The 14,556-nt window shown below is 63.9% G+C and carries 8 protein-coding genes and 1 pseudogene; 7 read left to right on the forward strand and 2 right to left on the reverse strand.

The genetic code is table 11. From position 1 onward, the window contains the following. Positions 1-2 precede the first annotated feature (2 nt). Both ACOXXX_RS04675 and gabT read right to left on the reverse strand, forming a co-directional pair. A complete protein-coding gene (locus ACOXXX_RS04675; RefSeq protein WP_422825391.1) occupies positions 3-1,322 on the reverse strand; it encodes an aspartate aminotransferase family protein in 1,320 nt (439 codons plus the stop codon). A 335-nt stretch (positions 1,323-1,657) separates the two neighbouring features. Beyond that, positions 1,658-2,977, reverse strand: a complete 1,320-nt coding sequence (gene gabT, locus ACOXXX_RS04680) for a 4-aminobutyrate--2-oxoglutarate transaminase (RefSeq protein WP_422825420.1) — start codon at positions 2,975-2,977, stop codon at positions 1,658-1,660. Between the two features lie 341 nt (positions 2,978-3,318). Between gabT and ACOXXX_RS04685 the strand changes: the two genes are divergently transcribed. The 7 genes and pseudogenes from ACOXXX_RS04685 to ACOXXX_RS04715 all read left to right on the forward strand — a co-directional run bounded on the left by ACOXXX_RS04685 (position 3,319) and on the right by ACOXXX_RS04715 (position 14,356). Then, entirely contained in the window at positions 3,319-3,888 is a 570-nt protein-coding gene (locus ACOXXX_RS04685; protein ID WP_422825392.1) for a cupin domain-containing protein, read from the forward strand. A 198-nt stretch (positions 3,889-4,086) separates the two neighbouring features. Then, on the forward strand, positions 4,087-5,049 hold the full coding sequence (locus tag ACOXXX_RS04690; protein ID WP_422825393.1) for a TAXI family TRAP transporter solute-binding subunit: 963 nt from the start codon (positions 4,087-4,089) through the stop codon (positions 5,047-5,049). 119 nt (positions 5,050-5,168) lie between these two features. Then, complete coding sequence (locus ACOXXX_RS04695) at positions 5,169-7,943, forward strand: TRAP transporter permease (RefSeq protein WP_422825394.1); 2,775 nt, start codon at positions 5,169-5,171, stop codon at positions 7,941-7,943. Between the two features lie 168 nt (positions 7,944-8,111). Continuing rightward, positions 8,112-9,086, forward strand: coding sequence for a carbon-nitrogen hydrolase family protein (locus ACOXXX_RS04700; RefSeq protein WP_422825395.1), 975 nt, complete (start codon positions 8,112-8,114; stop codon positions 9,084-9,086). Positions 9,087-9,138: 52 nt separating this feature from the next. Continuing rightward, positions 9,139-11,883, forward strand: coding sequence for an aminotransferase class I/II-fold pyridoxal phosphate-dependent enzyme (locus ACOXXX_RS04705; RefSeq protein ID WP_422825396.1), 2,745 nt, complete (start codon positions 9,139-9,141; stop codon positions 11,881-11,883). 21 nt (positions 11,884-11,904) lie between these two features. Beyond that, positions 11,905-13,359: pseudogene (locus ACOXXX_RS04710) on the forward strand (biotin carboxylase); the annotation flags it as partial. Between the two features lie 4 nt (positions 13,360-13,363). Further along, positions 13,364-14,356 (forward strand): C45 family autoproteolytic acyltransferase/hydolase, encoded by a 993-nt coding sequence (locus tag ACOXXX_RS04715; RefSeq protein ID WP_422825397.1) that lies wholly within the window; start codon positions 13,364-13,366, stop codon positions 14,354-14,356. The last annotated feature ends 200 nt before the right edge of the window (positions 14,357-14,556 follow it).

Below are 14,556 nucleotides of genomic sequence, written 5' to 3' on the forward strand. Positions count from 1 at the left end.
GTTCAGATCACCGCGTTTATCGCGGATTCAAGCTTGTCGGTCAGTTCGTCCAGCTGATCGTCGGTGATGATGAAGGGCGGGGCCAGCAAAATGTGATCACCGCGATGCCCGTCGATGGTGCCCGCCATGGGATAACACACGAGGCCCGCCTCGAACGCCGCCTTCTTGAGGGACGGGGCGACCTTGCGCGACGGATCGAAGGGGGCCTTGGTCCCGCGATCCTCGACGATCTCGATCCCGCGGAAGAGGCCGCGCCCACGGATATCGCCGATATGCCGATGCTGGCCGAACCGATCGGTCAGGCGCTGTTGCAGCTTTTCGCCCTGTTCGCGGACCCGCGCCAGCAGCCCGCGGTTCAGGATGGCCGACACGACGGCGTGCCCGGCAGCGGCGGCGACCGGATGGCCAATATAGGTGTGCCCGTGCTGGAAAAAGCCGCTGCCGTTGGCGATGGTGTCATAGATGTCTGCCGTGCACAGCATCGCGCCGATGGGCTGATACCCGGCGCCCAGCCCCTTGGCGATGCACAGGATATCAGGGGCGATCCCGTCTTCCTCGCAGGCGTAAAGGTGCCCCGTCCGGCCCATGCCGCACATGACCTCGTCCAGGATCAGCAGCACGCCGTATTTGTCGCAAATCTCGCGGATGCGTTTGAAATAGCCCGGGGCAGGGGCCAGCGCACCGGCCGTCGCACCAACCACCGGTTCGGCCATGAAGGCCATGACGGTGTCGGGGCCCAGCCGCAGGATCTCATCCTCGAGCGCTTGCGCGGCGCGCTGGCCGTACGCCTCAAGGCTCTCGTCGTCGCGCTTCAGCCGGTAGGGATAGCAGGGGGCGATGTGGCTCACGTCCAGCAGCAGCGGGCCAAACTGCGCGCGCCGCCATTCGTTGCCGCCTGCCGACAGCGCGCCGATGGTATTGCCGTGATAGCTTTGCTTGCGGGCGATGATCTTGCCGCGCTGCGGTTCGCCCTTTTCCACGTAATACTGGCGCGCGAGCTTGATCGCGGCCTCTGTCGCCTCGGACCCGCCCGAGACGAAATAGACCCGGTCGAGCGTGCCCGGCGCGTGTTCGATCAGCAGATCGGCCAACTTTTCCGCAGGTTCCGAGGTGAAGAAACCGGTATGGGCAAAGGCCAGCTGGTCAAGCTGCGCCTTGATCGCTGCGGTGACTTCGGGGTCACCGTGTCCCAGACAGGACACCGCAGCGCCCCCCGACCCGTCAAGGTAGCGTTTGCCGCTGGCGTCGATGTGATAGATGCCTTCGCCGCCGACAGCGACGGGCGCGTTGAGCTTGGAGTGGCGGGGAAAGACGTGGGTCATCGGGTGTCCTTTTCGGCTACGGGTACCGGGTGCGGCGAGGTTAGCCGGAGTTGCGCGGCTTGCCCACCACCATGACGGAACGCGGGGTTGCTCTCTTTCCCGCGCGGAATCGAGGCGGCCTTTGGCCGCCGCCGCGCAGCGCCCGTCCGCCCCCCCGGCCGGGCGCTTTGTGACCGCTGGCGCCAGGATCGAACGCTCTTCGGGGACGAGGCATAAAGCGCGCAGGTCATAATAGGGCGCGTCCACCCGCCGACGGGCGCCGCACGGCACCGCAAAAACGAAACCCCGCAGCGCGGCAGGCGCTGCGGGGCAATGTGTTGGCCGTCGTCAACCGATCACTCGGCGGCAAGGCTCGCGGAATGCTCGGCCACCGCATCGGCCAGCGCCGCTTCGAAGATGGCAAGGCCTTCCTCGACGATGGCGTCGGATGCGGTCAGTGGCACCATGATGCGCAGCGCGTTGCCGTGCATGCCGCAGGCCAGCAGGATCAGCCCGCGCTTGAGGGCATGGGCGACGACCGACTTGGTAAAGGCGGCATCCTCTTTCGCTGTGTCGAAGTCGGTGACGAACTCGACCGCCAGCATCGCGCCCAGGCCGCGAATGTCCCACATGCGGTAAGGGGCGGTGCGGGCGCCGATCTCGGCAAAGCGGGCGCGGAAATGTTCGCCCATGGCTGTGGAGCGGGCCAGCAGCCCTTCGGACTCGATCGCCTCGATCGCGGCCAGAGCGGCGGCGCAGGCCACCGGGTTGCCGCCATAGGTGCCGCCCAGGCCGCCGGGGGCCATCGCGTCCATCACATCGGCCCGGCCGATGACGCCTGCGATGGGATAGCCACCCGCCATGGATTTCGCCACGGTGATCAGGTCCGGAACGACGCCGGAATGCTCGATCGCGAACCAGGTGCCGGTGCGGCCGAAGCCTGCCTGAATTTCATCGGCGATCAGCAGGATGCCGTGCTTGTCGCAGATCGCGCGCAGCGCCTGCCACATCTCGGTCGGGACGGGCACATAGCCGCCTTCGCCCAGAACCGGCTCAAGAATGATCGCGGCGACGCGGCTGGGGTCGGCATCGGTCAGGAACAGCGTTTCAAGCCCCTGGATCGCATCCTCTACCGTGATGCCGTGGCGGGCATCGGGGAAGGGGGCGCGGAAGATGTCGGCGGGGAAGGGGCCTACGTCCTTCTTGTAGGGCGACACCTTGCCGGTCATGCTAAGCGTCAGCAGCGTGCGGCCATGATAGCCGCCGGTAAAGGCGATGACGCCGGGGCGGCCGGTTGCGGCACGGGCGATCTTGACGGCGTTTTCAACGGCTTCGGCGCCGGTGGTGACCAGCAGCGTTTTCTTGGCGTGATCGCCGGGCGCCAGCGCGTTCAGCTTTTCCGCCAGGGCCACGTAGGGCTCGTAAGGCACCACCTGGAACGAGGTGTGGGTATAAAGGTCTTCCTGCGCCTTGGCGGCGGCGATGACCGACGGATGGCGGTGGCCGGTGTTCAGCACCGCGATGCCGCCTGCAAAGTCGATGTAGCGGTTGCCTTCGACGTCCCACAGCTCGGCATTCTCGGCCTTGGCGGCAAAGACGGGCGCGGCAGAGGCGACACCGCGCGGGACGGCGGCTTCGCGCCGGGCCAACAGGGCGGCATTGCTTTGACCGGTCATCGCATCGGCGACGCCACGGCTGGTCTCGATCACCGAATCGGCGGTCTTGGCGCGCGTGGCGGTCTTGCTGCGGGGGCTTTTCGCCTTGGCAGTGGTGGTTTTCTTGGCTCTGGTCTGCGAGGTCATGGTCGCGCTCCATCTGGCATTCTTGTGGTTAGAATTCTCTCTTTCCGTTTAATATTATTGTCAACGGTTTTCGCCAGACACTTTGGCATTCTTTTGCTGCCCAATCGGCAGGCATTGCGTCAAGCGCATGATCTGCCTGTGTTTTAAGTCATTGACCTTTGCCCCGATCCGGCGCTTAATATTTCAAACATGTGATGTGGGTGAGGCAATCAAGCGTGGAAATCGGCCACAGATTGAGGGAAGTGCGCGAAACCCGGGGGCTTTCGCAGCGCGATCTGGCCGGGCGTGCGGGCCTGACGAACGGGGCGATCTCGCTCATCGAGCAGAACAAGAGCAGCCCGTCTGTCGCCTCTCTCAAACGGCTGCTGGATGCGATCCCGATGACCATGTCAGAGTTCTTTTCGGAGTTCGAAGAGACCGGCACGCCCAAGTATTTCTACACGCCCGATGAGTTCACCGAACTGTCGCCCGCCGACGCCGACATGGGCGCACAGGCGGCGCGGGTGTCGCTGCGCCAGGTCGGCGATGCGTCGCGGCACGCGCTGCAGATGCTGCACGAAACCTATCCGCCCGGCGCCGACACCGGCCCCGACATGCTGACCCACGAAGGCGAGGAATCGGGCGTCATCGTCGAGGGCATCATGGAGATCACGGTGGCCGACCAGATTCGCGTGCTCAACCCCGGCGACGGGTATCTTTTCGACAGCCGGTTGCCGCACCGGTTTCGCAATATCGGCACCGAGCGCTGCGTGATCATCAGCGCCTGTACGCCGCCATCCTTCTAGGTCCGCGCATGAGAGATGTGCGGGAATTTGAAGCAATAACAATGCGTAAAACGACAAACCTGATGCGCTATGGGAAGGACAACCAGGGGATCGGGTTTTCGTGTTGAGGTTCGCAAGAGCCGTGTTAACGTGACTTATCCGTGCAAGTCCGGACTCTGCGTGCCGGGCATGCATGATAACAAACCAAGGGAGATACTCATGAAATTCGTCAAAGCCACTGCCTTTGCCGCCGCGGCGACATTGCTGGCCCAGGGCGCTGCCGCCCAGGAGCGGTTCATCACCATCGGCACCGGCGGTCAGACCGGCGTTTACTTCGTGGTCGGTCAGTCGATTTGCCGCTTGGTGAACCGCGGCACCGCGGAACACAACCTCAAGTGCACGGCGCCGTCCACCGGCGGGTCGATTGCCAACATCAACGCGATCAAGGCAGGCGACATGGACATGGGCGTGGCCCAGTCCGACTGGCAGTACCACGCCTACAACGGCTCGTCGCAGTTCGAAGGCGACGCCTTTGACAAGCTGCGCGCCGTCTTCTCGGTGCATGGTGAGCCCTTTACCGTCGTCGCCCGCGCCGATGCGGGGATCGAGAATTTCGAGGATCTCTTCGGCAAGCGCGTCAACGTCGGCAACCCCGGTTCCGGTCAGCGTGCCACGATGGATGTCGTGCTGAACGCCATGGACAAATCCGAAGACGACTTTGCGCTGGCGTCCGAGCTCAAGCCCGCGGAACAGTCCGCCGCGCTGGGTGACAACAAGGTCGATGCGATCGTCTACACCGTGGGCCACCCCAACGGCTCGATCCAGGAAGCGACCTCGACCGTGGATGCCAAGCTGGTGAACGTGACCGGCGACGCGATCGACACGCTGATCAACGACAATCCCTACTATGCCAAGGCGGTTATTCCGGGCGGCCTTTACAAGGGCAATGACGAAGACACCACGACCTTCGGCGTGAAGGCGACCTTCGTGACGTCGTCGGACGTGCCGGATGACGTGGTCTACACCGTCGTCAGCGCGGTCTTCGACAACTTCGACCGCTTCAAGGGCCTGCACCCCGCCTTTGCCAACCTCACGGAAGAGGACATGATCTCTGCCGGGTTGAGCGCGCCGCTGCACCCGGGTGCGGAAAAGTACTACAAAGAGCGTGGCTGGATCGAGTGATCGTCTGAGCGACATGCATGATGACGGCGGTCCCGCTTTGGGCGGGGCCGCCACCCTTACCGGTCGAAAATACGCGCAACAGACGCACCGGCTGGCCTGACAACAACGGGGATGATGTGATGAGCGACGACGACAAGCAGTTTCAAGCCTCTGCCGTAGAGAACGAAGCCTCCGGCAAGGGCGGGCTCAGCCAGGCCGAACTCGACGAACTGGTCGCCTCCACCGACACCGGGGGCCGCTCTCCGGTCGGGCCGGTTGGCACTTTCATGCTGCTTGTGGCGCTCGCGTGGTCGCTGTTCCAGCTCTGGATCGCCTCGCCCATCCCCTTCATCGTCGGCTGGGGCGTGTTCAACGACACCGAAGCCCGGTCGATCCACCTGGCCTTTGCGCTGTTCCTGGCCTTCGCGGCCTATCCCGCCGCACGCACGCCACCGCAGATGGCGCTGGCGCTGATCGTGCCGGCGCTGCTGACGTGTCTCTTCATGTACGGCGCCAAGGAAGGCGTGCCGATCTGGTGGATCCCGATCCCCGGCGTCGCCATGATCGCAGCCATTTTGCTGGGGTCGCCCAAGGACCGCATTCCGGTCTGGGAATGGGCGCTGGCCATCATCGGGGCGGCATCGGCGCTTTATCTTTATGTCTTCTACGACGGCATTTCGCAGCGTGTCGGTGCGCCGATCCTGCAGGATTATGTCGTCGCCGTCATCGGCCTGCTGATCCTGCTCGAGGCGACGCGCCGCGCGCTTGGACCGGCGCTGATGATCGTGGCCACGGTGTTCCTGGCCTATACGTTCCTGGGCCAGTGGATGCCCAGCATCATCGCCCACAAGGGCAACAACCTGTCCGAAGTGGTGAACCACCAGTGGATCACCACCGAAGGTGTGTTCGGCATCGCGCTGGGTGTGTCGACGTCCTTCGTCTTTCTCTTCGTCTTATTCGGGTCGCTGCTGGATAAGGCGGGGGCCGGCAATTACTTCATCCAGGTGGCGTTTTCGCTGATGGGCCACATGCGCGGCGGCCCGGCCAAGGCGGCTGTGGTCAGCTCGGCCATGACGGGCCTGATCTCGGGGTCGTCCATCGCCAACGTGGTGACCACCGGCACCTTCACCATCCCGCTGATGAAGAAGGTGGGCTTCAGTTCCGAAAAGGCGGGCGCGGTCGAGGTGGCCAGTTCCGTCAACGGCCAGATCATGCCACCGGTGATGGGGGCCGCGGCCTTCCTCATGGTGGAATACGTGGGCATCCCGTATTTCGACGTGGTCAAGCACGCCTTCGTGCCGGCCGTCATCTCCTACATCGCGCTGGTGTATATCGTGCATCTCGAAGCTTCGAAGGCCGGGATGGAGGGTCTGCCGCGTGCCTATGAGCCCAAGCCCTGGGTGCCGTGGCTGATGAGCCTCGCGTTCACCATCGCGGTGATCTGCGCGCTGAGCTTTGCGGTCTACTACGGTATGGGCTGGATCCGTCCTGCGTTTGGTGCGGCAGCAGGCTACGTGGTCTTTGCCTTCCTGACCGCCGTCTACATCGGTCTGCTGTATATCGCGTCCAAGGAAACCCCGCCGGTGATGAGCGACCCGAACGAGCCGGTGACCTCGCTGCCGCTGCCGGGTCCGACGATCCGGTCCGGTCTGCACTTCCTCCTGCCGGTGGTGGTGCTGGTCTGGGCGCTGATGGTCGACCGTCTGTCGCCGGGGCTCTCGGCGTTCTGGGCGGCGTGCTTCATGATCTTCATCCTGCTGACCCAGCGCCCGATCCTTGCGATCATGCGCGGGGCGGGCGACATGGCCGCAGCCACCCGCGCGGGCGTCATCGATCTGCTCGAAGGGCTGGTCGCGGGCGCGCGCAACATGATCGGCATCGGCATCGCCACGGCGACCGCCGGTATCATCGTGGGCGCGGTCAGCCAGACCGGTGTCGGTTCGGCGCTGGCGGATGTGGTCGAGGTGCTGTCGGGTGGCAACATCCTGGCGATCCTGTTCCTGACCGCGATCCTGTCGCTGATCCTGGGCATGGGCCTGCCCACCACGGCGAACTACATCGTCGTGTCGGCCCTGCTGGCGCCGGTCATCGTGACCCTGGGCCAGCAGAACGGCCTGATCGTGCCGCTGATCGCGGTGCACCTGTTCGTCTTCTACTTCGGCATCATGGCGGATGTGACCCCGCCGGTGGGGCTGGCGTCCTTCGCGGCCGCCGCCGTGTCGGGGGGCGATCCGATCAAGACCGGGGTCGTGGCGTTCTTCTACAGCTTGCGGACCGCGGCGCTGCCCTTCCTCTTCATCTTCAACACCGATCTCTTGCTGATCGACGTGGGATGGGTGCAGGGCATATTCGTCTTCGTGGTCTCGACCGTGGCGATGCTGCTCTTTGCGGCGGCGACACAGGGCTGGTTCCTGACCCGCAACAACATCATCGAAACCGTGGCGCTGCTGCTTATCGCCTTCACACTCTTCCGTCCGGGCTTCTGGATGGACATGGTGGCACCGCCTTTCGAGGACGTGCCGCCGACCGAGATCGCGCAGGCCGCCGAAGAGGTGGACGTGGGCAGCGATCTGCGGCTTCAGGTCAGTGGCCTCAACGCCATCGGGGAGCCGGTCAGCTTTACCGCGCTGCTGCCGGTGGGCGAGGGCGAGACCGGTGAAGAGCGGCTGCTGTCCTCGGGCATCGAGTACATCAACAACGGCGACAGTGTGGTGATCGACAACGTGACCTTCGGCAGCCCCGCCGCCGAGGCCGGGTTCGACTGGGATCAGACCGTCGACCGGGTGCTGCGGCCCGTCGCGCAGCCGCCCAAGGAACTGATGTACATCCCGGCTCTGATCCTGCTGGCGCTGATCGTCATGTGGCAGCGCAGCCGGGCGCGCAAGACGCCGCGGCCCAAGACCGCGACCGCCTGATGTGACAATCCCGCCGCGATGACCCTGCACCTGTGTCCGGGCCGTCGCGGCACCCCTTGCGCTTCGCCGCTCAGGTGCAGACGTAGGGGCCACTGGCCAGCCGGAAGACCGGCGGCCCAAAAACAAAAACGACCGGGAGGGTGACACACCCATGGAGACTAATTCCCAATGACCCCCTTTGCGATTGCAGGCGTGCAGATGCACGTCGGCGCCCTTCACTCCAACGTCGAAGCGATGCGCCACCGGATCGAAATCCTGATGGCCCGCTTCCCGTGGACCCAGATGGTCCTGTTCTCGGAGCTTGCCCCCTACGGCCCGCTGGACCGCTTTGCCCAGCCTGTCCCGAATGACGCGATCAGCCAGTTCCAGGAAGATGCCAAGCGCTTTGGCATCTGGCTGATTCCCGGCTCGATGTTCGAAAAGATGCCCGACGGGCGGATTTTCAACACCTCTGTCGTGATCAACCCGCAGGGCGAGATCGTCAGCAAGTATTCCAAGATGTTCCCGTTCCGGCCCTACGAACAGGGCATCAGCGCAGGCACCGAATTCTGCGTCTTCGACGTGCCCGAGGTGGGCCGTTTCGGCCTGTCGATCTGCTATGACATCTGGTTCCCCGAAACCACGCGCCACCTGACCAGCCAGGGCGTCGAGGTGCTGTTGCATCCGGTCCTGACCGGCACCACCGACCGCGACGCAGAGCTTGCCATCGCGCGCGCCACCGCCGCGCAGTTCCAGTGCTACGTCTTCGACGTCAACGGCCTGGGGGCCGGCGGGGTGGGGCGGTCTCTGGTCGTCGATCCGGCGGCCACGGTGCTGCACCAGTCGGCCGGGCAGGAGGACATGTTCCCGATCGAGGTCGACCTCGACATGGTGCGCCGCCAGCGCGAGACCGGCATGAAGGGGCTGGGCCAGGTGCTCAAGTCCTTCCGCGACCGCGACGCCGAATTCCCGGTCTATGACCGCGCCAGCGGGGCGGATGCCTATCTGCACACCCTTGGGCCGCTTCAGACCCCGCAGCAGGGATCGCGCGCAGGCGTGCACACCGCCGACCCGCGCAGCGCGCTCTCGCATGACCCCGCAGCGCCCGGAGCGCCGGACGTCAACACCATCCCGATTTTCAAAGGGCGCACAGGCACCGACTGATGCGCCCCGATCACCTGCACCCCTGATCGCCAGGGGACGAAAGGACCGACCCATGAACGTGCAAGCCAAAGACTCCAAACTGTCGACGATCGGTGACTACTACAGCGCCACACAGTTGCGGGCAGACCGCTGGAGTGCCTTGCGCGAAACGGTCGAGGCCTTGCAGGTCGGCGGGATCGAAGGGCGCCAGGGCAAGAAGCATCTGGCCGAGGCCGAGATGCTTTTCGACGCGCTGGCGCCGATCGAATGCTACTGGGCCTTTCCCGGGGCGCATGCCTTCGACAGCATGAGCCGGATGCTCGCCTCGCGCAACATCCAGGAACTGTCGCACGCGGTGCGGCGGGTGTCGCGGGCGCTGACCTCGGGTGCCTATCGCCGCCGGTCGATCCCGATCATCGGTGAAGACAGCGATGCCGATGATTTCGAGGATGAAAGCACCCTGCCGCCCGAGGCCCGCGCGCTGGGGCGGCCCTATTTCGAGGTGCTGATCGTCGACAGCGTCAACGAGCACCAGGAGCGGTTTCTGCGCAACAACCTGCACCGGGTCCGCCGGGCCGAAGACCCGTTCATCTACGAACCGGTGGTGGTGTCGAGCCTCGAGGATGCGCTGATCGGCATCCTGTTCAATCACAACGTGCAGGCGGTGGTGGTGCGCCCCGGCCTCACGCTCAAGTCCAAGAACGCGCTGCCGATCCTGAACCAGTACCTGAGCCACATGACCGGCAACGAGGACGTGGACGGGTTGCAGCCCAGCGACTACGGCCCCGAAACCTGCCGCCTGATCGCCAAGGTCCGGCCCGAGCTGGATGCCTACCTGATCACCGACCGGTCGGCCGAGGACATTGCCGGGCACGATCTGGGAAAATGCCGCCGGGTCTTCTACAATCAGGAGGATTTCCTCGAACTGCACCTCAACATCCTGCGCGGGGTGCAGCGCCGCTACAAGACGCCGTTCTTTTCGGCGCTGGTGGAGTACTCCAAGCAGCCGACGGGCGTTTTCCACGCCATGCCGATCAGCCGCGGCAAGTCGATCAGCCGCTCGCACTGGATCCAGGACATGGGCGCCTTTTACGGCCCCAATATCTTTCTCGCCGAAACCTCGGCCACCAGCGGCGGGCTCGACAGCCTGCTGGAGCCGCGCGGCCCCATCAAGGAAGCACAGGAATACGCCAGTCGCGCCTTCGGATCGAAACAGACCTTCTTTGCCACCAACGGCACCTCGACCTGCAACAAGATCGTCGTGCAGGCGCTGGTCAGGCCGGGCGATATCGTGCTGGTCGACCGCGACTGTCACAAGTCGCACCATTACGGTATGGTGCTGGCCGGGGCCAACGTGGTCTACATGGACAGCTACCCGTTGCATGAATATTCGATGTACGGCGCGGTGCCCACGAACGAGATCAAGCATCACCTGCTCAAGCTCAAGGCCGCCGGAAAGCTGGACCGCGTGCGCATGGTGCTGCTGACCAACTGCACCTTCGACGGGCTGGTCTACAACGTCCAGCGGGTGATGGAGGAATGCCTCGCCATCAAGAAGGACCTGGTGTTCCTCTGGGACGAGGCGTGGTTCGCCTTTGCCGCCTTCGGCCCCACATACCGCCAGCGCACCGCCATGGGCGTTGCCAACGAAATGCGCGTGCGCCTGCGCAGCCCCGAGCACGTCAAGGCATACGAGGCGCAAAAGAAAAAGCTTGAAGGCGCGGATGACGACAAGCTGCTCAAGACCCGGCTCTTGCCGCCGCCCGATGCGCGGGTCCGGGTCTATGCCACGCAATCGACGCACAAGACGCTGACGTCGCTGCGGCAAGGCTCGATGATCCACGTCAACGATCAGGACTTCAAGGGCGAGGTCGAACAGGCCTTCCACGAAGCCTACATGACCCACACCTCGACCAGCCCGAACTACCAGATCATCGCATCGCTCGACGTTGGGCGCAGGCAGGTCGAGCTTGAAGGGTTCGAATTCGTGCAGCGCCAGGTCGAAAGCGCCATGGCCATCCGCCGCGCGGTGGCCAGCCATCCGCTGCTGCAGAAGTATTTCAAGGTGCTGACCGCGGGCGACATGATCCCCGAGGAATTCCGCGAAAGCGGCATCGAAAGCTACTACAACCCCGAAAAGGGCTGGTCGGACATCTGGGACATCTGGACCAGCGACGAATTCGTGCTCGATCCCACGCGAGTGACGCTGGCGGTTGGCGGGACGGGCTGGGACGGCGACACCTTCAAGACCAAGATCCTGATGGACAAGTACGGCATCCAGATCAACAAGACCTCGCGCAACACCGTGCTGTTCATGACCAACATCGGCACCACGCGCAGTTCGGTCGCCTATCTGATCGAGGTTCTGGTCGAAATCGCGCACGAGCTGGACGACCTTTTGGACGACGCCAGCAAGATGGAAAAGCGGTCGTTCGAAAACCGCGTGTCGGCGCTGGTCGAACACGTGCCGCCGCTGCCCGATTTCAGCCGCTTCCACGATGCTTTCCGCGATGGCGAGGACACGCCCGAGGGCGATATCCGCAAGGCGTTCTTCCTGGCTTATGACGAGAACCAGTGCGACTACCTCAACCTGGACGACAAGCTGATGCAGCGGCTCGAGGCGGGAGAGGAACTGGTGTCGGCCAGCTTCATCATTCCCTATCCGCCGGGCTTTCCGATCCTGGTGCCGGGGCAGGTGATCAGCCCCGAGATCCTCGCCTTCATGCGGGCGCTGGATGTCAGCGAAATCCACGGCTACCGGCCCGATCTGGGTCTTCGGGTCTTTACCAAAGCGGCGCTCAAGGCGCTGATCAAATAACACGAGACAACCAGGGAAGAGACTATGGCTAAGAAAACACTCAGCAATATTTCCGAGATCCGGCGCTATTTCCACACCAACAGCGACCCGGTCTATTTCGTCTCGGCCACCAATTTCAACCTGCTGGGGCTGGATGAATGGGTGAAGAATTTCAAGTATATCTGTTACATGGATTGCTTTGACGGGCGCCACCCGAACGTCTTTGTGCCGCGCGAACTGCCGCACGAGGAATTCCAGTCGATCGAGGACATCAACAACTACCTGCTCCAGCACAAGGACGTGGTGGACATGGTCAAGGCGCGCGGCGGCAAGCCCAAGTTCGTCTTCCTGATGTTCGACGAAAAGACCGAAAAGCTGGCCAAGGAACTGGGCGGCGAGGTCTGGTTCCCCAAGGCCAAGTTGCGCCAGAGCATGGACAACAAGATCGAAACCGTGCGCATCGGCAACAAGGCGGGGGTGCCGTCGGTGCCCAACGTCCTGGCTGAGGTCAAATCCTACGAGGATCTGCAGAAGACCTGCGAAAAGGCCGGGATCGGCCATGACCTGGTCCTGCAATCGGCCTTTGGCGACTCGGGCCACACCACGTTCTTCATCAAGTCCGAGGCCGATTTCCGCAAGCACGAGAGCGAGATCGTCGGCGAGGGCGAGATCAAGATCATGAAGCGCATCGACTGCCGCGGCTCGGCGATCGAGGGGTGCTGCACCAGCCAGGGCACCATCGTCGGCCCGCTGATGACCGAGCTTGTGGGCTTCAACGAACTCACGCCCTATCGCGGCGGCTGGTGCGGAAACGAGATCTTCTCGACCGCCTTCCCGCCCAAGGCCCGGCAGAAGGCGCGCGAACTGACCTTCAAGTTTGGCGAACAGCTGCGCAAGGAGGGGTATAGGGGGTATTTCGAGCTCGATTTCCTGATCGAGAAGAAATCCGGCGACATCTGGCTGGGCGAGCTCAACCCGCGCATCACCGGCGCGTCGTCGATGACCAACCACGCGGCCTTTGCCCATGCGGACGCGCCTCTCTTCCTTTTCCATCTGCTGGAATTCAGCAAGAAACCCTTCAAGCTGGATGTCGAAGAGCTCAACGCCCGCTGGTCGAACCCCGACATGATCGACAGCTGGTCGCAGATGGTGATCAAGCATACCGACGACAACGTCGATATCATCACCCACGCGCCGCAGTCAGGCATCTACAAGATGCTGCCCGACGGGTCGGTGGTGTTCGACCGTTTCGACTATCACCGCCGCGCGGTGGAGTCCGAGGACGAGGCGTTCTTCCTGCGAATCTCCAACGCGGGGGATTACCGCTATGAAGGGGCCGATCTGGGCATCCTCGTGACCCGGGGCCGGTCGATGACGCAAAGCTTCAAGCTGACCGAAAAGTCCAAGCGCTGGATCGCGGGCATCAAGAATGCCTATTCCGCCCGGCCGCTGCCGTCGGCGCAGGCCTTGCAGGAGCCTGCGTTCAAGATCATGTAGCGGCATGGCTCTGACGTTCCGCGCGATACACGAAGACCAGCCCGGCCCCAAATGGGCCGGGCTCTTTGCCGAATACTGGCCGTCCTACCGCAAGTGGTGGTCGCGCGAAGGTTTGGCGGGGCGTCCGACCTATCTGGAATGCCGCCGTGCCCTGCGCACCCACATGCCCGAGCTTGTCCCGATCTACGAGGAACTGTGCGAACGGGCAGGGGGCGGCGATCTCGAGGCGCGGTTCCTGAGCTTCTATTGCCCGCCGCGGTACCTGTCGGGCTGCAGTCAGGCGGTCTGGCAGGGGGATGAACCGCTGCTGGTGCGCAACTACGACTACAGCGCCCAGGCGTTCGATGCGGTGGTGCTGCGCACCCACTGGCAGGGGCGGGGCGTGATCGGCACCAGCGACGGACTGTTCGGGCTGGTCGACGGCATCAACGACGCGGGTCTCGCGGTGTCGCTGACCTTTGGCGGGCGGCGCGAGGTCGGCGACGGGTTCGGCGTGCCGCTGATCCTGCGCTATGTGCTGCAAACCTGCACCACGACGCAAGAGGCGGGCGAGGTGCTGGCCCGCGTGCCCTGCCACATGAGCTACAACGTCACTGTTCTGGACGCGCAGCGGCAGTACCTGACCGCCTACCTGGCCCCCGACCGGCCGCCGGTTATGACCAACGCGGCGGTGGCGACGAACCATCAGGAGCGGGTGGAATGGTCCAGCCACGCGCGCTTTACCGCCACGGTCGAACGCCAGCGCTTTCTGCTGCAGCGGCTGACGCTGCACCCCGAAACGCAGGACAAGTTCATCCGGTCGTTCCTGCAGCCGCCGCTTTATTCGACGGCGTTTTCCTCGGGCTTCGGCACGCTTTACACCGCCGCCTACAGGCCCCGGCACGCATCGCTGCAGATCAACTGGCCGGGCCGCGTCTGGACGAAAAGTTTCGAGGTCTTCGACGAGGACATGATGCACATCACCCTGCCGGACACCGCGGGCGTCGCCTTCCTCTGACCCGACGACGTTGGGGCTGATCACCAAAAGGTTGCGATATCGTCAAGCCGGTCGCGGTTTTCAGACCTGACCCCAGACGAAGACCCCGACAGGTTGCGCCCGTGCAACGATTGCAGGGCTTTGACCGCAGCCCAGCTGTGTGTCTGCCCGCTGGACTGTCGCATTTTTGCAAGCTCTCACCTGAATGTGAGCGGAAATCC

The sequence above is a fragment of the Thalassococcus sp. BH17M4-6 genome (assembly GCF_049323015.1).
Lineage (GTDB): Bacteria > Pseudomonadota > Alphaproteobacteria > Rhodobacterales > Rhodobacteraceae > Puniceibacterium.